The 19,840-nt window shown below is 69.8% G+C and carries 16 protein-coding genes; 11 read left to right on the top strand and 5 right to left on the bottom strand.

Annotated features, from left to right (window positions below; translation table 11 throughout):
* Positions 1 to 122: 122 nt before the first annotated feature.
* Positions 123 to 1,094: an NYN domain-containing protein gene (locus ACK99Q_RS00830; RefSeq protein ID WP_410184366.1), complete on the bottom strand. Its 972-nt coding sequence runs from the start codon at positions 1,092 to 1,094 to the stop codon at positions 123 to 125.
* Between the two features lie 32 nt (positions 1,095 to 1,126).
* Complete coding sequence (locus ACK99Q_RS00825) at positions 1,127 to 2,260, bottom strand: cation:proton antiporter (protein ID WP_410184365.1); 1,134 nt, start codon at positions 2,258 to 2,260, stop codon at positions 1,127 to 1,129.
* Positions 2,261 to 2,414: 154 nt separating this feature from the next.
* Between ACK99Q_RS00825 and ACK99Q_RS00820 the strand changes: the two genes are divergently transcribed.
* From ACK99Q_RS00820 to ACK99Q_RS00775, 10 genes are all read left to right on the top strand, one after another.
* A complete protein-coding gene (locus tag ACK99Q_RS00820) occupies positions 2,415 to 2,576 on the top strand; it encodes a Flp family type IVb pilin (protein WP_410184364.1) in 162 nt (53 codons plus the stop codon).
* A 197-nt stretch (positions 2,577 to 2,773) separates the two neighbouring features.
* The gene (locus tag ACK99Q_RS00815) at positions 2,774 to 2,956 is read left to right on the top strand and encodes a Flp family type IVb pilin (protein ID WP_410184363.1); all 183 of its coding nucleotides are present in this window, start codon (positions 2,774 to 2,776) and stop codon (positions 2,954 to 2,956) included.
* A gap of 105 nt (positions 2,957 to 3,061) precedes the next feature.
* Complete coding sequence (locus ACK99Q_RS00810) at positions 3,062 to 3,451, top strand: TadE/TadG family type IV pilus assembly protein (RefSeq protein WP_410184362.1); 390 nt, start codon at positions 3,062 to 3,064, stop codon at positions 3,449 to 3,451.
* A 65-nt stretch (positions 3,452 to 3,516) separates the two neighbouring features.
* Positions 3,517 to 4,626 (top strand): Tad domain-containing protein, encoded by a 1,110-nt coding sequence (locus tag ACK99Q_RS00805; protein ID WP_410184361.1) that lies wholly within the window; start codon positions 3,517 to 3,519, stop codon positions 4,624 to 4,626.
* A gap of 28 nt (positions 4,627 to 4,654) precedes the next feature.
* The gene (locus ACK99Q_RS00800) at positions 4,655 to 5,329 is read left to right on the top strand and encodes a Flp pilus assembly protein CpaB (protein ID WP_410184360.1); all 675 of its coding nucleotides are present in this window, start codon (positions 4,655 to 4,657) and stop codon (positions 5,327 to 5,329) included.
* Positions 5,326 to 6,525 (top strand): CpaE family protein, encoded by a 1,200-nt coding sequence (locus tag ACK99Q_RS00795; protein ID WP_410184359.1) that lies wholly within the window; start codon positions 5,326 to 5,328, stop codon positions 6,523 to 6,525. The genes ACK99Q_RS00800 and ACK99Q_RS00795 overlap by 4 nt, the downstream gene beginning before the upstream one ends.
* Positions 6,522 to 7,883, top strand: a complete 1,362-nt coding sequence (locus ACK99Q_RS00790; protein ID WP_410184358.1) for a CpaF family protein — start codon at positions 6,522 to 6,524, stop codon at positions 7,881 to 7,883. The genes ACK99Q_RS00795 and ACK99Q_RS00790 overlap by 4 nt, the downstream gene beginning before the upstream one ends.
* Positions 7,880 to 8,821: a type II secretion system F family protein gene (locus ACK99Q_RS00785; RefSeq protein WP_410184357.1), complete on the top strand. Its 942-nt coding sequence runs from the start codon at positions 7,880 to 7,882 to the stop codon at positions 8,819 to 8,821. Before ACK99Q_RS00790 ends, ACK99Q_RS00785 begins: the two co-directional genes overlap by 4 nt.
* Positions 8,821 to 9,711, top strand: a complete 891-nt coding sequence (locus ACK99Q_RS00780) for a type II secretion system F family protein (protein ID WP_410184356.1) — start codon at positions 8,821 to 8,823, stop codon at positions 9,709 to 9,711. The genes ACK99Q_RS00785 and ACK99Q_RS00780 overlap by 1 nt, the downstream gene beginning before the upstream one ends.
* A 49-nt stretch (positions 9,712 to 9,760) precedes the next feature.
* Entirely contained in the window at positions 9,761 to 12,040 is a 2,280-nt protein-coding gene (locus ACK99Q_RS00775) for a hypothetical protein (RefSeq protein WP_410184355.1), read from the top strand.
* A gap of 62 nt (positions 12,041 to 12,102) precedes the next feature.
* Here ACK99Q_RS00775 and ACK99Q_RS00770 read toward each other — a convergent pair whose 3' ends face one another.
* The gene (locus ACK99Q_RS00770; RefSeq protein WP_410184354.1) at positions 12,103 to 12,708 is read right to left on the bottom strand and encodes a vitamin K epoxide reductase family protein; all 606 of its coding nucleotides are present in this window, start codon (positions 12,706 to 12,708) and stop codon (positions 12,103 to 12,105) included.
* A 124-nt stretch (positions 12,709 to 12,832) separates the two neighbouring features.
* Here ACK99Q_RS00770 and ACK99Q_RS00765 point away from each other — a divergent pair, with 124 nt between their 5' ends.
* On the top strand, positions 12,833 to 14,308 hold the full coding sequence (locus tag ACK99Q_RS00765) for a flavin-containing monooxygenase (protein ID WP_410184353.1): 1,476 nt from the start codon (positions 12,833 to 12,835) through the stop codon (positions 14,306 to 14,308).
* Positions 14,309 to 14,386: 78 nt separating this feature from the next.
* Here the strand turns inward: ACK99Q_RS00765 and ACK99Q_RS00760 are convergent, their stop codons facing one another.
* Together ACK99Q_RS00760 and ACK99Q_RS00755 are read right to left on the bottom strand one after the other, a co-directional pair.
* Positions 14,387 to 15,208 (bottom strand): DNA-formamidopyrimidine glycosylase family protein, encoded by an 822-nt coding sequence (locus ACK99Q_RS00760; protein ID WP_410184352.1) that lies wholly within the window; start codon positions 15,206 to 15,208, stop codon positions 14,387 to 14,389.
* Positions 15,201 to 19,733 (bottom strand): ATP-dependent helicase, encoded by a 4,533-nt coding sequence (locus ACK99Q_RS00755; protein WP_410184351.1) that lies wholly within the window; start codon positions 19,731 to 19,733, stop codon positions 15,201 to 15,203. The genes ACK99Q_RS00760 and ACK99Q_RS00755 overlap by 8 nt, the downstream gene beginning before the upstream one ends.
* Between the last annotated feature and the right edge of the window lie 107 nt (positions 19,734 to 19,840).

Below are 19,840 nucleotides of genomic sequence, written 5' to 3'. Positions count from 1 at the left end.
CACGCGTCACTTCAACCAAAGAGAAAACCGATAAGCCTCGAAGAGAGGCTCGACCATCAATCTGCTGAGTCATGCCATGCAACGTGTCCAGTCTAGGGCACGGAGCCCACGCGCCGCCAATCTCAGTGGCCGGGTCGCAGCCGAACCTTGCGGGTCTGGCCCGACTCGTCGACCTCGACAGCGGACTTGCGCGACTTCAGGAAGTCCGTGAACGACTTGAATCCCAGGTCCTTCTCGTTGAACGAGGAGTCCATGCGCTTCATCTGGCTCTTCACGGTGCCGGAGTGGACCCACTCGTCGTCGGAGTCCTTCTCGCCCAGCAGGCGCATGGCGCGCAGCAGCAGGCGGGTGGCCTGGCGCGCGAGCGCGCGCTCGTCGTCCTGCTCGTCGTCGGAGTCGGGCGCGGCCGCCACGAAGATCGGCTTGAGCGCGACGGCAGGCGCGGGCTCGGGTTCGGGCTCGGCCTCCGGGGCCGCCTTCGCCGACTTCCGGGCCGTCTTCTTCGCGGCCTTCTTCGCCGGGGGTGCGGCCTCCTCGACCTCGTCGGAGCCCTGCGAGAGTCCCGGCAGGCTGTCGTACGTGAGCAGCTCGTCGCACGCGGCGGCCAGCGAGCGGCTGGTGGCACCGGCGACGCCCACGGCCACGACGTACCGGCCCATCCGCTTGAGCCGCTGGGCCAGCGGGATGTAGTCGGAGTCGCCCGCGGCGAGCACGACCGTGCCGACCTGCGGCATCCGCGCCATGTCCTCCAGCGCGTCGACGGCCAGCCGGATGTCGGCGCCGTTCTTCGAGCCCGAGGCGGGGAAGAGCTGGATGAGGTCGATCGCGCGGTCGACGAGCTGCTTCTTGTAGCGCGTGTTGACCGGCATCGACCAGTCGGCGTAGGCGCGCGTCAGCGCGAGGCGCCCGAAGGACGAGGCGTAGTCGAGGATCGCGTGCACGTCGACCTCGGCCGCCTTGAGCTTGGCGTCGTCGAAGCCGGCGTCGCGGTCGCGCCAGAAGGACTGCTTCCCGTGCACCTGGTCGTAGCGGGAGATGACGATGTTGTCGAAGTCCAAGTAGACGGCGACGGCGGAGTCGCTCGAGCTGTTCATGGGTCCAGTCTGCCGGTCGGGGTGCACGCGGGTCAGTCCGCCGGGGTGGGGGAGGGCAGGAAGCGCGCCGCGACCGACACCGCGGCCACGGTGATCAGGGCGCCGAGGATCAGCGCGGCGGGCAGACCGCCCTCGAGCTCGCCGGTCTGCGTGCCGATCGTGGCGGCCGCGACCGGCACGCCCATCTGGCCCGCCGTCAGCACGGTGAGGGGGACGGGCAGTCCGGTCAGTCGCACGACGAGGTGCGTGAGGAGTGCACCGAGCCCGAGGCAGACGCCGAGGGTGATCAGCCCGGGCTCGTCGAGCACGCCCGTGAGGTCGAGCGAGGCGCCCAGCCACACGAAGAACACCGGTCCGAGGAAGCCGTCGGCCAGCGCGAACAGCTGACGCGCGAGCCGCCGCGGCGGACCGACCGCGGCGATCGCGAGTCCGCACACGAACCCGGCGAGCATCACGGTGACGTGGGTGGCCACGGCGAGCGCCGCGACGGCCGTCAGGACGATGAGGCTGAACCGCAGCTCGACGGCGAACCGGCGCTCCTTGCTCTCCTCGTGCACGGCCTCCCAGACACCGCGGTCCTCCAGCCTGCGCAGGGTGAGGAACAGGGCCACGCCCGCCAGCACGACGAACAGCGAGCCGAGCGCGGCCTCCGCGGCACGCTCGGGCGCGATCGCGAGCGGCAGCGCGAGGATGCAGACGACGTCCGCGACGGCGATCTGGGTGAGCATCGGGACGAGGTGGGGTCCGCCGAACTCCTCGTCCTCGAGGACCGGCATGGCCAGCGCTGCCGACGACGAGGCCATGAGGACCGCGAACACCGCGGCGTGAGGGGAGTCGAACGCCCAGGCCAGCGTCGCGCCGGCCACGGCCGCGGCGACGCCGACGAGCGCCGACCGGCCCGCCCCGACGACGAGCGCGGACCTCAGTCCGCGCTCGGGGATCGGCACCCGCGTGCCGACCACGAACATCGTCATGGCGAAGCCGAGCTCGGCCAGGAACGTGAACGTCTCGTCGCCCGGATCGAGCCAGCCGGCGCCACTCGCGCCGACGACGAGCCCGCCGATCAGCTCCCCGACCACCACGGGGATGCGCCACGTCGACGGCACCGCCAGCAGGGGCCCGAGCAGACCGATCACGCAGATGAGCGCGAGGGTCTGGAAGTCCACCCTTCGATTGTCTGCCGCTTCGCCCGCGGGCGCGGCCGGAGAAAGACTGGGATCTTGGCGGAATCGCACCCGGCGACCTCATCCGTCCACTACCTTCGGCCCATCTGCCACGTCTTCCCCTCCGGTATCAGTGGCATCACCCGAGGAGCTTCGTATGACCTGGTGGAAGGCTCGGTTCGCGCAATCGGAGCGCGGAACCAGCGGCGTGGAGTACGCGATGATCATCATGGGCGTCGCCCTGGGCATGGTCGCCGTGGTCGGCTCGTTCCACGAGTCGATCGCTCAGATGTGGGCCGGCGTCATCGAGCTGATGTGAGCAGATCTCGGTCGATCTGACCCCATAGCGTTCAAGTCACATACGTAACATGCGAAACGCTAGTCACTTGGAACTATTTTGAGGGCTTTGTTCTCCATTTACATCGATTAGGTCACACGAGCCACATCTGTCGCACTACTTTCTGATCAAGGACTTCGCAGTATGCGAGTTCGTCGATATCACTTGAGGAGAAACCCATGCTGCAGATCTTCAGCTTCCTGAACGCCTTCGTGGCCGACCGCGACGAGAAGGGCGCCACCGCCACCGAGTACGCGCTCATCATCGCCGTCATCGCGGTCGCCATCGTCGGCGCCATGGCCGTCTTCGGCCCGGCCCTCACGGGTCTCTGGGACACCGCCGTCGATTCGATGGGCGGCTGATCCCGACCAACCACGAGGTGTGCCGCGTCGCTCAACGCGGCGCGGCACACCCGTCCCCGGGGCGACGACGCCCCACCCCCACGAGTCCTTGAGGGAGGAGACGTGATGCTGCACTTCACGACCTGGACACGACGTTCGCGCCGCGAGCGCGAGCGCGGTGTTGCGGCCGTGGAGTTCGCCCTCATCGCTCCCGTTCTGATGGCCATCGTCATCGGGATCCTCGAGTTCGGCATGGCGTGGAACTACCGGACCCAGCTGAACAACGCGACGCAGATCGCAGCCCGCAACTACTCGATCGACCGCAACTGGAACACGGCGCGGGCCAACGTGACCGGGATGGCTCCAGGAGCCACGGTCACCAAGAGCATCGACTGCACCACCACCACGGTGGGCCAGGCCGTCACCGTCAACACCACCATCGTGCGCCCGACCATCACGGGACTCTTCGGAGCGAACTTCACCTACCGCGGAAAGGGAGTGGCCCAATGCAACTGACGAGCCGTTCCCGACCGCGTCGCTTCGGACTTCGCAGGAAGGAGAAGGGCGCCACGATCGTCCTCGTGACCCTCTCCATGGTCGCCCTGCTCGGCATGGCCGCCGTCTCGGTCGACTTCGCGGTCGCCTCCAGCGAGAAGGCCGCGGTGCAGAACGCCGCGGACCAGGCCGTCATGGCGCTGGCCACGGACTGCTCGCTCAAGAAGACCGCGTCCTGCACGCCCGGCACCGCCACCTGGTACGCCCAGCAGAACGCCGGCGCCACGGCCACGGCCCAGACGCTCAAGGACGGCGTCGTGAAGAGCCCCGTCTTCGACGACGGCAAGGTCACGGTGCGCGTCTCCAAGAACGTCAACCACTCCTTCGCGCGTGTCCTCGGCGACTCCTCGACCACCGTCCGAGCCGAGGCCACGGCCTCCTGGGGCACCGTGCCGCTGGTCGGCACGAAGCTCATCCCCATGGGCCTGCCCTACTGCGACTGGCTCGCGGCCCAGCCCGGCTCGGCGACGTCGCCCGGTGCGATGCGCACCTACCTGTGGGCCCGCTACAGCACCGCGGAGTCCAGCTGCCCGGGCACGGGCGCGACGGCGGCCACGGTCTACGGCAAGCGCGGCTCGGCCTCGGGCTACACCTCCGTCGGCCAGGCGATGTACTTCACGCGCTCGTTCTTCCCCGGCGTCAACACGAACTGCGACTTCAGCGCCAACCTGTGGGACGTCTACCGCAACATGCTGGACGACTGGGCCCTCATCACCGCCGACACGTGCATGGAGAGCAAGCTCTCCGGCGTCGGCAACGGCAGCGTCGTCATGATGCCGATCTACGCGGTGGAGAAGAAGTCGGTCTTCTGGGGCTCGGTGACCTACCCGAGCCGCCTGGTGATCCTCGGCTTCGCGCCGTTCAAGGTCGACAAGTGGGTCAACTACCCCTTCATCTACTTCGGCACCCAGCCGAGCTTCTCGGCGCTCAGCTACACCAACAACTGCGACATGAAGTTCAACTTCGCCACGATCGGCGGCGGCTGCGCCGGCGTCCGCGGACAGTTCGTCCGCTCGTCCGAGGGCGCCCTCTTCAACGGCTTCACCCAGTACGGCTCGTTCTACACCAACACCGGCTCGGGCCTGAGCGGTGAGGCTCCCAATCTCGGTCTCGCCAACGTCAAGCTCGTCGACTGACTCCACGACTACCTGAAGGACACGGTTCATGAACTCTCGCGTGATCGCCGCCATCGCCGCCGCTCTGTTCGCGGTGATCGGCATCGGCGCTGTCGTCGCGTACGCGGCGAGCGCCAAGAATCGCGCGTTCGAGGGTGCCGAGATGGTTCAGGTCTACCGGGTCGTCAACGACCTCAGCGCCAACGCCGACGCGGCCACCGTGACCGACAACGTCGAGCAGGTCAGCCTGCCCAACGCTTCCATCGCGAAGGGCGCGGTCCGTGACCTCAAGCAGATCGAGGGGCTGAAGACCACCGTGCCGCTCGTGGCGGGCGAGCAGCTGCTCGAGTCGCGCTTCGACGAGAAGGGCGCGAAGGCCGCCTCGCAGGCGAACGTGCCTGACGGTCTGCAGGAGATGTCCGTGTCGCTCGATGCCGCCGCCAGCGTCGCGGAGCGCATCGATGAAGGGGTTCGCGTCGGCGTCATCGCCACCATCGAGGACGGTGAGGACAAGCGCAGCCGGATGATCGCGCAGAACGTCCTGGTCACGAACGTCAAGTCCAACGAGGACAACACCTCGGTGGTCACCCTCGCGGTGAACACCTCCCAGGCCACGCAGGTGGCCGCCGCGGCCCAGTTCGGTCAGGTCCGTCTCACCGTGCAGAACGAGAAGACCGACCGTGGCGGGTCGTCGGCCGTAGATGTGGGGACACTTGTCAAGTGAGCATCATCGTCGTCGTCACCGAGTCCAGCCCCTACGCGGGAAGGCTGCGACGCGTCGCAGACCGGCAGGTCGTGGGCCTGCGTCCCACGTTCACCGAGCACGCGCTCAACTCCATGCTGGGCACGATGAGGGCGATCGACCTCGTGGTCATCTGCGAGGACGTCGACGACGAGCAGTCGATGGAGCTGGCCGACATCGTCCATGACCACCAGCTCGACGTCCCCGTCGTGCTGGTCCGAGAGTCCCCCGAGCCGCTGTCCTCCGAACAGCGGCAGTTTGGCGTCGTGGAGGCGGTCGCGGCGATCTCCTCCGACCTCGAGATCGAGCGACTGCTGGCGCGCCACATCGGCTCGGCCATGCCGGGTGCGGCCCCGGAGCGGGATGCGCCGGCCCCGGTGCCCGCAGCCCCCGCGGTCAAGGTCGACCCCGACGAGCACCGGGTCGTCGTCGTGCTGTCGCCGAAGGGCGGCGTCGGCAAGACCACCATCTCCACGAATCTCGCGATCGCGCTGTCGCGTCGTGCACCCCTCCACACCGTCATCGTCGACTTCGACTCGCAGTTCGGCGACGTGGCCAGCGTCCTCAACATCTCCGCGCAGCACACTCTCGAGGACGCGTTCACCGAGGAGGCCGTGCACCCGCCTCTCGTGGTGAAGGGCCTGCTCAACGCGTTCGACGAGAAGCTGCTCGTCCTGGCCGCCTCCGAGTCGCCGGCCGCGCTGGAGAAGGTCTCCCCTCACCAGGAGAGCAACCTGCTGCGCCAGCTGTCCACGGACTACGCGTACGTCGTCGTCGACACCGGCTCGGGCCTGACCGACGAGACGATGGCGGCGCTGGAAGTAGCGACGGACGTGATCATGGTGACGACGATGGACGTCTCGAGCGTCAAGGCCCTGCGTCGTGCCGCCGACCTCCTGGACCGGATCGACCTCCTGCCGCGCAGCCGCCACCTCGTGGTGAACATGACCGAGTCCGGCACGGGACTCGAACTGGAGGACATCGCCCAAGCCATGCGGATGCCGGTCGACGTGTCGATCGCCCGCTCGGTGGACATCGCGCTTTCGGTGAACACGGGGAAGCCGCTGGCGCAGGCCAAGCGCTCGGCCGAGCTGTCGGGCGCCGTCGACGCACTCGTGGCGAAGCTCCGCGGCGAGACGACGCGGCGCCGTGGCGGACTCTTCAGGAGGGACGAATGAGCATCACCGACCGGCTGCTGGCTGCGGAGAAGGTCGCCGACACCGCCAATCGCCCCACCACCGTCCTGCAGCGCTCCGCGGTGCTCGACGACCTCAAGAAGCGCTCGGTCGAGTCGCTCTTCCGCCGCATCGGCTCGCGCATCAACGACGCGTCCCTCACTGATCTGCAGCTGCGAGACTTCGTCCGCACGGAGCTCGAGCTCATCCTCCAGGAGGAGCACGTCCAGCTCGGCGCGTCGGAACGTGCGGCGCTGACACGCGAGATCGAGGACGACGCGCTAGGCCTCGGGCCGATCCAGCGACTGCTCGACGACGACGACGTCAGCGAGATCATGGTCAACCACCCCGAGCAGATCTTCGTCGAGCGCAAGGGCAAGCTGACCCTGGCCGACGAGTCGTTCAGCTCCGAGGAGCAGCTGCGTCGCGTCATCGAGCGCATCGTCGGCAAGGTCGGCCGCCGCATCGACGAGTCCTCGCCGCTCGTGGACGCACGCCTCACCGACGGCTCCCGCGTCAACGCCGTGATCCCGCCGCTGGCCGTGCGCGGCTCGTCGCTCACGATCCGCAAGTTCGCCAAGAAGGCGCTCAGCATCCAGGACCTGATCAACTACGGCTCCCTGAGCCCGGAGCTGGCCGAGGTGCTCGAGCTGTGCGTGCGTGGCCGCCTCAACGTGTTGGTCTCGGGCGGCACCGGCACCGGCAAGACCACGCTGCTCAACGTGCTCTCGTCGTTCATCCCCGAGGACGAGCGCATCGTCACGATCGAGGACGCGATCGAGCTCAAGCTCCAGCAGACGCACGTCGTCCAGCTCGAGGCCCGTCCCGCGAACATCGAGGGTCGCGGTGAGGTCACGATCCGCGACCTGGTCAAGAACTCGCTGCGCATGCGCCCCGACCGCGTCGTCATCGGCGAGTGCCGCTCGGGTGAGGCGCTCGACATGCTGCAGGCGATGAACACGGGTCACGACGGCTCGATCTCGACCCTGCACGCCAACTCGCCGCGCGACTGCATCGCCCGTCTCGAGACGCTCGTGCTGATGGCCGGCATGGACCTGCCGCTGCGCGCGATCCGCGAGCAGATCGGCTCGGCCGTCGACCTCATCGTGCAGATCACCCGTCTGCGGGACGGATCGCGCCGCATCACGCACGTGACGGAGCTCGTCGGCATCAAGGACGACGAGCCGGTCCTCAACGACCTCTACCGCTTCGACTTCGGCGCGGGCTACGACGAGGACGGCAAGCCGCTCGGCACGGTGAAGCGCGCCGGAGACGGTCGCCGCATGATCACCCTCTTGGAGGAGCGCGGTGTGAAGGTGCCGCCCCACCTGCTCGGAGAGAACGAGGAGTACGTGTCATGACGAGCCTCTTGGCCTTCGGTGTCGTGCTGATCCTCGTGGCCGTGACCTGCCTGGGATATGCACTGCTCCAGCCGGAGCTGGCCACCCTGCGATCCGAGCAGATGAGAGCGGCGATGGTCACCGAGGACGGCGTCTCGGTCCAGCGTTCCACGCCGATCTACGACCTGATCGAGCGGTGCCTCAAGACCCTCGGCATCAAGCCCTTCACGGAGGAGGAGCTCGATCTCGCCGGGATCAAGTCGAGCGTCACCTCGGTCGTGGCGACGACGCTGCTGATCGCCTTCATCGCGTTCGCCGGGACGCTGGCGCTGACGACCTCACTGTTCTTCGCGATCGTCGTGATGATCGTCGCGCCGGTGACCGTGAAGCTCTTCGTCAGCATCAAGACCAGTCGTCGCCGAGCCGCATTCGGTGCGCAGATGGCGGAGGCCATGACGCTCCTGAGCTCGGCGCTGAAGTCGGGCATGAACGTGCCGAACGCACTGGGCAACGTCGCCGCCGAGATGGACGCGCCCATGGGCGAGGAGCTGGCGCGCATCGTGAACGAGACCCGCCTGGGACGCGACCTGATCGACGGCATGAGGGACACCTCGGCGCGGATGGAGAGCGACGACTTCCTCTGGGTGACCGAGGCCGTGGCGATCCAGCGTGAGTCGGGTGGCCGGCTCACCGAGATCCTCGACCGCGTGACGGACACGATCGCCCAGCGCAACGAGCTGCGCCTCAAGGTGAACGCGCTGGCGGCCGAGGGCAAGGCCTCCGCGGCCATCCTCATGGGTCTGCCGGTCGCGATCGGTCTGCTGTTCCTGCTGGTCAACAGGACTTACATGATGCCGCTGTTCACGACGACCGCCGGAAAGATCCTGCTCCTTCTCGCGCTGTTCTTCTACACGCTCGGCGGCCTGTGGCTCCGGTCGATCACGAAGGTGAAACTGTGATGCTGCTCGTCGGAATCATCGCGATCTTCGCGTCGCTGATCCTGCTGTTCAAGGCGCTCGGCATCTTCGGCAAGCAGGAGTCGGTCGCGGCCGCGCGCCTGCGCGAGCTGACCGAGTCCGAGGTGGTGGTCGGCGGATCGGCGAAGGACCTGCACCAGGGCGCGTCCAAGGGCGGTCTCGGCTACCGACTGACCCCCCGCTCGATCGTGGACAAGGCCGAGCGCAACTACATGCTCGCCGGACGTCCCGAGGACTCGAGCGTCGCCAAGATCCTCATGCAGAAGCTGATCTTCGCTGCGGCCGGCGTGGGCCTGGGCATCATGATCTACTCCGGGCAGGGAGGTGGCCTGATCGGCTGGGCCGGGCTGTTCGGCGCACCGCTGATGGGCTACTTCGCCCCGGACATTCTGCTGAACGGACGCGCCACGCGCCGGCAGGAGGAGATCCAGTACTCGCTGCCCGACCTGCTGGACCAGATCACGATCTCGATCGAGTCCGGCACGAGCTTCGAGAACGCACTGTCCCGCTCGGCGCAGGCGGGCGGCGGACCGCTGGCCGACGAGATCGTCCGCACGATCCAGGACATCAGTCTTGGCCTGCCTCGCAGGGAGGCGTACGAGTCCCTCGTCGAGCGCACCGACGTCCCCGAGCTGAAGAAGTTCGTCCGTTCGATCCTCCAGGGCGAGGAGTTCGGCGTTCCGGTGTCGGACATCGTGCGCGACCAGGCGGCCGAGATGCGAGTCGGCAGACGACTGCGTGCCGAGGCGGTGGCGAACCAGATCCCCGTCAAGATGCTCATGCCGCTGATGGGCACGATCCTCCCGGTGCTGTTCATGATCGTCATCGGCCCGGCCATCCTCGGCGCGATCGCCGCCTTCAAGGGCTCCTGAGCGAGCCGTACCGCTGCTTCATCGACCACGCGCACAGAGGGAGAACCACATGCGTAGGTGCACCACGGGCGTCGTCGCCGGCGTCCTGACCGGGGGACTGCTCGCAGCCCTTCCGCTGACGTCGGCGCACGCCGCCGCCAGCGACGCCCAGCTGGCGACGGCACTCGACCTGCCGTCCGGCATCACGGTCGCGCAGGCGGGCGACCCCCGCGGCTTCGGCGTCGAGACGCGGAAGTTCAACGACTTCCCCAGCCGTCACGGCAACGCGCAGTACGCCGTGCTGTCGACCGGCTTGGCGTCCGACCTCTTCAACATGAGCGTGCCAGGTCTGCAGCCGTCGACGAACCTCGACGGCGCCGACGACAAGGTGTCGCTGACGTTCGACGTCGGCGCTGCTGCCACCGGCTCATGCCTGCTGATGGACGTCGCCATGGGGACCGAGGAGCGAGTGCACACCTACGCCGAGACGGTGCCGGGCGACACGATCTCGCTCAAGGCGGCAGGTGACGAGACCGAGTACGCGAACCACGCCGGGGTGCGGTACTTCGGGCAGCTCGCGGACCCGATCCGCGACTCGCGCTATCCCGAGCCGAAGCCGATGAGCGTGAACACGATCAAGTACTGGCACGGGATCAACCAGGAGTTCGAGCGGCAGCCCGACGATCACGCAGTCCCGCTTCTGGCTGACGTCACACCGTTGAACCACTTCACGTCGGTGGAGACGTTCGAGGTTCCGATCACGGCTGGCTCGTCCGTGACGCTCTCGATCAGCGACGCCAACAACAACTCGCTCGACTCCGTCGCGATGGTCGACCGGGTTCGTACCGCGGAGAACTGCTCGTGGTCGAGCTCGGCCGAGACCGGTCTGATGCCCCTGCGGCCCGCCATCGTTGCCGGGCACCGCGGCGTGCAGAACGTCCTGACGGTCGATCTCAACCCGGACACGACCCAGATCGAGCGGTACGACGCAGCCGACAACGGGTGGCACCCGGGTGGCGTCGACTTGCGATTCCGCTGGTACCGCTACTGGATCAGCACCGCGAACTGCAACGACGGAGCGTTGAAGAACTGGATCCAGATCCCCGACGCGGATCGTCAGTCCTACGCACCGACGATCGACGAGAAGGGCCTGTGCCTGATGGCGGTCGTCACCGGCAAGAAGGACGGCTACCGCTCGGAGACCTTCCCCAGCCCGGCCTCCGCGCAGTGGACGCCCACCCTCCAGATCCAGGACGGTGTCTTCACGAACTCGGCGGTCCCGACGATCACGAAGCCTCGCAACGACGTCAGGGTCAACGACACGCTCACCGCCTCCACCGGCAGCTTCTCGCCCCGACCGGACTCGTACTCGTACCAGTGGTGGGCGGACAGCCTCCCGATCTCGGGCGAGACCGGCGACACGTTCAAGGTGACCGCCGCCCAGGCCGGCAAGGTCATCAAGGTCCGCGTCACGGCGCGCCGTCTGAACTTCGACGACATGACGATCGAGAGCTCGCCGACGGTGCCGGTCACCAACCTCGAGTTCACGTCGACGCCAGCTCCGCGCATCGAGGGGTCGGGCATTCATGGCAAGCCGCTCACCGCCGTTCCCGGCACGTGGTCGCCGTTCGCGGAACGGTACGACTACGAGTGGTACGCCGACGGCGAGAAGATCCCCAGCCAGACCCGCTCGACCTTCACGCCGTCCACGGGACTGATCGGGTCTGACGTGCACGCGGTGGTCAAGGGAACGCGAGACGGCTACAACCCCCGGTCGCTGGCGACGCCCACCGTGCGCATCACCGGCGCCTCGTTCACCGGCGGCAGGGTGGCGGTGACCGGCACGGCCCGAGTGGGTCAGCGACTCACCGCCGCAGCCACCGCGTGGACTCCGGTCGCTCCCGTGACGCGCCGCTACACGTGGCTCGTCGGTGGGCGGATCGCTCAGGAGGGCACCTCGACGCTGTTCACCGTGCCGCCGTCTGCCGTGGGGAAGTCCATCGTGGTGCAGGTGCGGGGTGAGCGGACGGGCTACGCGCCCATCACGATCACCAGCCCGGCGACCCGCGCGGTGGCCCCGGGTGTGCTCACCACGAGTACGCCGCGCATCACTGGCTCGGCGCGACCGAAGGGCACGCTGCGTGCCTCCACCTACTGGCGGCCGGCACCGGTGTCGTACCGCTACCAGTGGTACGTCGGATCGAAGAAGATCCCGCGGGCGACGAGGTCGAGCTACAAGGTGCCCACGAAGTACCGGGGCAAGAAGATCCGCGTGCGGATCACGGGAACGAAGTCCGGCTTCACCACGGTCGCGCGATACTCGGCCTTCAAGAAGATCGCCAAGAAGTAGCACCAGAACGACGACGGCCCGGCTGGATCACCAGCCGGGCCGTCGTCGTTGCGTGGGGGGCGTCAGGCCCAGAGGGTCTCGCCGAACTTGAACCAGATCGTGGCCACGATGGCGACGATCCACAGGGCCGAGAGGAGGACCGCCCAGTTCTTCACGAAGCGGCTGCCGGTGACGCGGCCGGCGACCACGACGAACATCGGGATCATCATCGCCCAGACGACCATGCACCAGGGGCAGAGCTTCCCGATCTCGAAGATCGCCTGGTACTGCAGCCAGGTGACGAAGCCGATGCCGAACAGGGTGCCGAGTCCGAGGCCGACCCAGATCCAGCGCGGGAACACCACGCCGGCGGCCAGCAGGACGCCCAGCGTCACCACCACGCTGAAGCCGACGATGCCCATGAACGTGTTCGGGAAGCCGAACGCCTCGGACTGGTTCGAGCTCACGACGCTGCTGCAGCTGACGAACGCCGACAGGTCGCAGCCGAGCTCCTTCGCGGTGCCCGCGGCCTCGCCCTTGAGCAGCGAGATCTTGTCGTACGTGAGGATCAGCGAGGACCACAGCGCGATGGCTCCGGTCACGACGAGGAAGATCCCCAGTCCGCGATCGGAGCGCGGGGAGTCTTCGGCAGGTGCCGGCGCAGGCGCGTCGGAGGCAACGGCGGTCATGGGGAAATTCTAGAGGGGCACGGGTCACGGTCCGGACGCTGCGCAACTCCGAGTGACGCGAGCCGGTGACGTGCGCCACAAGTGCTGTTAATGTGACATCACCAATGTCACATAGGAGTGTGCAATGACCGAACACGTCGACGTCCTCATCGTCGGTGCCGGCCTGTCGGGCATCGGGGCCGCCTACCGCCTCCAGGAGCGAGCCCCGGGCAAGTCGTACGCCGTGCTCGAGCAGCGCGACGCGATCGGCGGCACGTGGGACCTCTTCCGGTACCCGGGCGTGCGGTCCGACTCCGACATGTACACCCTGAGCTTCCCGTTCGAGCCGTGGACGCACCCCAAGGCGATCGCCGACGGCGACGACATCCGGCACTACCTCGAGTCCACGGCGGCCAAGCACGGCATCGCCGACCGGATCCGGTTCGGGCGCCGCGTGACCACCGCCGAGTGGTCGAGCGACGACGCCACCTGGACGGTCACCAGCACGGTGAAGGACGGCTCCACCGAGGTCGTCACCGCGTCGTTCCTCTACCTCTGCAGCGGCTACTACTCCTACGAGGAGGGCTACACGCCCGACTTCCCGGGCCTCGAGGACTTCGAGGGCGAGGTCGTGCACCCGCAGTTCTGGCCCGAGGACCTCGACCACGCCGGCAAGAAGGTCGTCGTGATCGGCTCGGGCGCCACGGCCGTGACCCTGCTGCCGTCGATGGCGAAGGACGCCGAGAAGGTCACGATGCTGCAGCGCACGCCCACCTACGTGCTCAGCCAGCCCGGCAGCGACCCGGTGGCCAACGCGGCCCGCAGGGTGCTGCCCGCCGGTCTCGTCCACCGGGTCGCCCGGCTGCGCTACGCCGTGATGACCGTCGGCTTCTACATGTTCTGCCGCGCGTTCCCGCGGGCCTCGCGGTCGATCCTGCTGGGACTCACTGGCAAGTCGATGCCCGGCGTCGACCGCGCCAGCCTCACGCCGCCGTACAAGCCGTGGGACCAGCGACTCTGCGTCGTGCCGGGCGGCGACCTCTACAAGGCGGTGCGCGCCGGCAAGGCCGAGATCGTCACCGATCGGATCACCGAGCTCACGCCGAAGGGTGTCGCGCTGGCGTCCGGCGAGCACCTCGACGCCGACATCGTCGTCACCGCCACGGGTCTCAAGCTGGTGGCCCTCGGGCAGATCGACGTCAGCATCGACGGCACCAAGGTGGATCCGCACGAGCTCTACACCTACAAGGGCCAGATGTTCAGCGGCGTGCCCAACCTGGCGTGGTGCGTCGGGTACACCAACGCTTCGTGGACGCTGCGGGCCGACCTCACGTGGAAGTACGTCGCCGACTACCTCAACCACCTCGATGCGAAGGGCTACGCCTACGGCATCCCCGACCCGGACGCTGACTTCGGCCACGACGCGCGCCTGCTCGACCTGTCCTCGGGCTACATCGCGCGTGCCGACGAGCTGCTGCCGAAGTCGGGCGCCCGCACGCCGTGGAAGGTGCGCCAGAACTGGTTCCTCGACAGCTGGGACGCGCGGCGCACCGACCTCGACGAGGACATGGTGTGGGTGCGCCGGGCCGACCTGCCGGCGGCGCGCTCCGGCGTGGCCTGACCACGGCCCCGGCCGCGCGAGATCTGTAGCGGCATCCACCCTTTCTCGTCGGTTCCGGCCGAGAAAAGGTGGACAGCGCTACAGATCTGGCCCGCCGGAGGCGGGAGAGGGGGCCTGGCAGTTCGGGCAGAAGTAGACGCGACGCTCTTGGGTGGGCGGGCCGAGAGCGATCTCGCGGATCGTGGTGCCGCATCGGCGGCACTGACGGTCGGCACGGCCGAAGACCCAGTGCAGCTCGCCGGGGCGCAGGCTGCCGGTGAAGGAGCGCTCGGTGCGGTCGCGGTTGAGGCGGATGAGCTTCACGCCACGGTCGACCACTCGGCCGAGGTCGACGTCGGCCACCGGAGTACGGGGATCGACCGCCGAGAGGAACAGCATCTCGTTGACGAACTCGTTGCCGAACCCGGCGAGGTTCCGCTGGTCGTGCAGCGCCACGAAGATCGGCCGCTCGGGCTGGCGGGCGAGATTGTCCAGCGCCAGCTCGCGGTCGAAGTCGGGATCGAGGACGTCGGGTCCGAGGTGGCCGACGACGGTGTCCTCGTCCTCACGCCGCAGCACCTCGACGACGCCGAGGCTGAAGCCCACGGCGACCCACTCCTCGGTGCTGACGATCGCGCGCACCGTGTGGGCGGGCCGGCGCAGCCCACGACCGCCCCGGCGCAGCGTGGCGGGTCGGTAGAGGTGCCACGAGCCCTCCATCTTGAGGTGGGAGTGGATCGTCCACTCGTCGGTGCGCATCAGCAGGTGCTTGCCGCGCGGCACGACCTCGCGCAGGACCTGTCCGCCGAGGTCGGTGGTGGCGTAGCGCGGCACCCGGAACTCCGTCGACGTCAGCACGTGCCCGGCCATCGCCTCGTGGAGGTGGTGGCAGGCGCGCCAGACGGTGTCGCCCTCAGGCATCGAGTCGCAGTCCCTTGAGGTGCGCCTCGAAGCCGGCCGCGGCGAGCGCCTCACCCAGTGGTGTGGACGCCACCGGCTCGCCGTCGGCGGTCTGGACCGTGACCCGGCCGAGGCGGCCGCGCCGCACGGTCTGCACGAGGGACTCGGCGGCCGCGGTCAGGGCGACGGGCTCGTCGCTGAAGGTGAGCGCGGACTTGCCGCCGCGCTCGAGGTAGATGACCGGCCGACCGTCGTGGATCACCACGAGCGATCCGGCCTTGCGCGCCGGGCGGTGGCCGTCCCCGCCTCGGTCGGGCCACGGCAGGGCGGCGCCGAACGGGTTGGCCGGATCGGTGGCCGCCAGCGTGACCGCGGGGGAGTCGGCAGGCTCGTCGGCGTCGCGCACGAACGAGCGCAGCCGGTCGACGACTCCCGGCGCCGCGAACTGGGCGGCGCCGAGGGAGTCGACGAAGTAGCCGCGCAGGGCCGTGCCGTTCTGCTCCATCTCGCGCAGGACGCGGTAGGCGGCGGCGAAGCCGCCCGGGGTCTGCTCGGCCTGCACCGAGCCGCGGGTGACGACGCCGTACCGGTGCAGCAGGGTCTCGGCCCGGGCGATGTGCTCGGCCGTGGTCTGCCCGCCGAGCGGGACCGAGAACCAGCGGCCGGAGGCGATCGGCGGCACCACGGCGCGCGGAGCGCGCATGCGTCCGCCCACCATCCGGGCCCGGGGAGCCTGGCGCTTCGTGCGGTGCGAGCCGCCGCCGGCCACCAGACTGCGGACCGGGGCGAACGTGTCATTGCTGACCTGGCCGCTCCACACGAGCTCCCACAGCGCCTCGACCAGACCCTCGCGCTCGCCCTCCACGCGGTCGGCGAGCTCGCCGAACAGCCAGGCGCCCGAGTCGCCGAGCACCTCGAGCAGGCGTCCGGCGGGCGTGTCGGAGCCGGCCTCGACGAGCTCGCCGGTGGCGGGTCCGGCGGTGTCGCCGGGCAGCAGCCGGATCCAGCCGTCGCGGCCGGGCAGGGTGCCCGCGCCGGTCCACGTGACCTCGCCCGCCGTGGTCAGCTCGTCGAGCATGGCGGGGGAGTAGTCGCTGACGCGCGAAGGCAGCACGAGCGACTCCCACGCGCTGGCGGGCAGCGCGGCCCCGGCCAGCTGCTCGACCACGGTGAGGACGCCGTCGACCCCGCGCAGCCGCGAGCCGACGTGCTGCCACGCCGGGAGGAAGCGAGCGAACGCGGCGGAGTCGACCGGCTCGACCTGCTTGCGAGCCGCGGCCAGCGAGCGGTTGCGCAGCCGGCGCAGCACCTCGGTGTCGACCCACTCGGCCTCGCCCGAGGCGACCGGCAGGAACTCGCCGCGGGTGACCCGTCCGGACTCACTGAGACGCTGGAGGGCGTCGCGGACGACGGCCGGACCAAGCGCAAGGCGCTGCGAGACGTGCTCGCCGGTGAACGGGCCGTGGGTGCGGGCGTACCGCGCCACGAGCTCGCCGAGCGGATCGGCGCCGGTGGCGAGGTGGGCCTCCGCGACGCCGAGCGGCAGCGCGGTGCCCAGCGCCTCACGCAGCCGGCCGGCGTCCTCGATCGCGGCCCAGCGGGCCTGTCCACCCACCTGCACCTCGATCGCGCGCCGCGACTCGCGCAACTCCTTGAGCCAGCCGCCGGCCTGCAGCCGGACGTCCTCGCGGGTGCGCTCGGCGACCTCCTCGACCGAGAGCGGTCCGAGCAGGCGCAGCAGATCGGCGACGCCCTCGAGGTCCTTGGCATGCCGCTCGGGCACGAGGCGCTGGAGCTCGGCCTCGGTCTGCGCGACGACCTCGGGATCGAGCAGCTCGCGCAGGTCGGCGCGCCCCAGCAGCTGACCCAGCAGCTCGGGGTCGAGGGTGAGTGCCGCAGCGCGCCGCTCGGCCAGCGGCAGGTCGCCGTCGTAGAGGAACGCGCCGACATAGCCGAACAGCAGCCGCTGGGCGAACGGCGAGGCGTTGTCGGTGCCGACCTCGACGAGTGCGACCTCGCGCGAGCGGATCCGCCGGGCGAGCGTGACGAGCGCGGGCAGGTCGTAGACGTCCTGGAGCACCTCGCGCGCGGTCTCGAGCAGGATCGGGAAGTCGGGGTACTTGCGCGTGACGTCGAGCAGCATCGAGGCGCGCCGACGCTGCTGCCACAGGGGCGCCCGAGCACCGGGGTTGCGCCGCGGCAGGAGCAGCGCCCGGGCCGCGCACTCGCGGAAGCGCGCCGCGAACAGCGCCGAGCCGCCGACCAGCTCGGTGACCTGGGGCTCGAGGTCGTCGGGGTCCTCGAGGTCGAACAGCTCGGCGCCCGGAGGCTCTCCGCTGACGTCGGGGACGCGCGCGACGATGCCGTCGTCGGAGGCCACGACCGCGCCGTCGACGCCGAAGCGCTGCTCGATCCGGCGGCCGACGACGAGTGCCCACGGCGCGTGCACGGCGCGGCCGTACGGCGAGAGCAGCACGAGCCGCCAGTCGCCGACCTCATCGCGGAACCGCTCGACGACGAGCGTCGTGTCGGTGGGCAGCTGACGCGTGGCCTCGTACTGGTCGGCGACGAGGGCCGACAGGTTGCCCACGGCGTAGGCGTCGAGGCCGACCTCCTCGACCCGCCGGCGCTGCTTCGCCGGCGACATCGCGCTCAGCTCGCGCAGGAACGCGCCCATCGCCTCGCCGAGCTCGTAGGGGCGTCCCATCGCATCGCCGCGCCAGAACGGCAGTCGCGCGGGCAGGCCGAACGCGGGCGTGACGATCACCCGGTCGGCGGTGATCTCCATGATCCGCCAGCTGGTGGCGCCCAGGGCGATCACGTCGTTGATGCGCGACTCGTAGACCATCTCCTCGTCGAGCTCGCCGACGCGGCGCCCGGCCGTGCCCTCCTCGCCCGCGAGGACCACCGAGAACATCCCGCGGTCGGGGATCGTGCCACCGCTCGTGACGGCGAGCCGCTGGGCGCCCGGCCGCCCCGTGAGGGTGCCGGCGTGCCGGTCCCACACGGCACGGGGTCGCAGCTCGGCGAACTCGTCGGACGGGTAGCGCCCGGCGACGAGGTCGAGGGTGGCCTCGAACGCGGCGTGCGGCAGCGTGGCGAAGGGCGCGGAGCGGCGCAGGGTCTCGAACCACGCCTCGACGTCGATCGGCTCGAGCGCGCAGGCCGCGATCGTCTGCTGGGCGAGGATGTCGAGCGGGTTCGCCGGCACCGCGAGGCGCTCGATGCGCCCCGCCAGCATCCGCTCGACCGTGACCGTGGTGGAGAGCAGGTCGTGCCGGCCGGTGGGGAACACGAGCCCGCGCGAGACCTCGCCGACCTGGTGGCCGGCGCGGCCCACGCGCTGGAGGCCCGAGGCGACCGACGGCGGCGCCGACACCTGGATGACGAGGTCGACCGCGCCCATGTCGATGCCGAGCTCGAGGCTGGAGGTGGCCACGACGCAGCGCAGCCGGCCCGACTTCAGGTCGTCCTCGATGAGGGCGCGCTGCTCCTTGCTGACCGAGCCGTGGTGGGCGCGCGCCAGCACCGGCTCGACGCCCGACGAGATCCCCGAGAGTCCGCCCATCTGCGCCGGGTTGCGCGTGTGGGGCTGGGGCCGCTCGCCCGTGGTGCGCTCGACCCAGACCTCGTTGAGCCGTTGGGTGAGCCGCTCGGCCACGCCACGGCTGTTGGCGAACACGATCGTGGTGCGCGCCGACTCGATCGCGTCGACGATCGCCTCCTCGACGTGGGGCCAGATCGTGCCGCCGGCCTCCTGGGGACGGGACTCGTCGAGGCCGCGGGCGGCGCTGCCCTCGCGCGGGCCCTCGTGGCGCGGCGGCATCTCGGTGAGGTCCTCGACCGGCACCCGCACCGACAGCTCGAGCCGCGAGGGCGCGTCGGGCGCGACGACCTCGACCGGCGCGCGCCCGCCGAGGAACCGGGCGACCTCGTCGTGCGGACTGACCGTGGCCGACAGGCCGATCCGCTGGGCAGGGGAGTCGAGCAGGTCGTCGAGCCGCTCGAGCGAGACCGCGAGGTGGGCGCCGCGCTTGGTGCCCGCGACGGCGTGCACCTCGTCGACGATCACGGTGTGGACGCCCGTGAGCATCTCGCGCGCCGCGGAGGTGAGGACGAGGAACAGGGACTCGGGCGTGGTGATGAGGACGTCGGGCGGGTGCGACTGGAGCCGGCGCCGCTCGGCCGGGGGCGTGTCGCCCGTGCGCACGCCCACGGTGACCGGCGCGAGCTCGTGCCCCAGCCGCGCGGCCACCCCCGAGATGCCGACGAGCGGCGACCGCAGGTTGCGCTCGACGTCGACCGCGAGCGCCTTGAGCGGCGAGATGTAGAGGACCGAGGTGCCTCGCGGCTCGACCTCGGGATCACGGTGCAGCAGGCGGTCGATCGCCGAGAGGAACGCCGCCAGGGTCTTGCCCGAGCCGGTGGGCGCGACGACGAGCGTGTGGCGGCCGTTCTCGATCGCGTCCCACGCGCCGGTCTGGGCGCTGGTGGGTGCGGTGAACGACTCGTCGAACCACGTCTGGGTCGCGGGGCCGAAGGACATGGACCCATCGTGGCACCGGACTCCGACACTGGCCCTGCGAGCGGGAGCGGCGCAGGGTAATCGCGGGGATTCCAAGCCCGGACGCGCCCCCCGGACCGGCGTGCCGA

The sequence above is a fragment of the Aeromicrobium sp. MLTX1 genome (assembly GCF_046452335.1).
Lineage (GTDB): Bacteria > Actinomycetota > Actinomycetes > Propionibacteriales > Nocardioidaceae > Aeromicrobium.
This window is presented reverse-complemented; position numbering and strand designations above follow the sequence as displayed.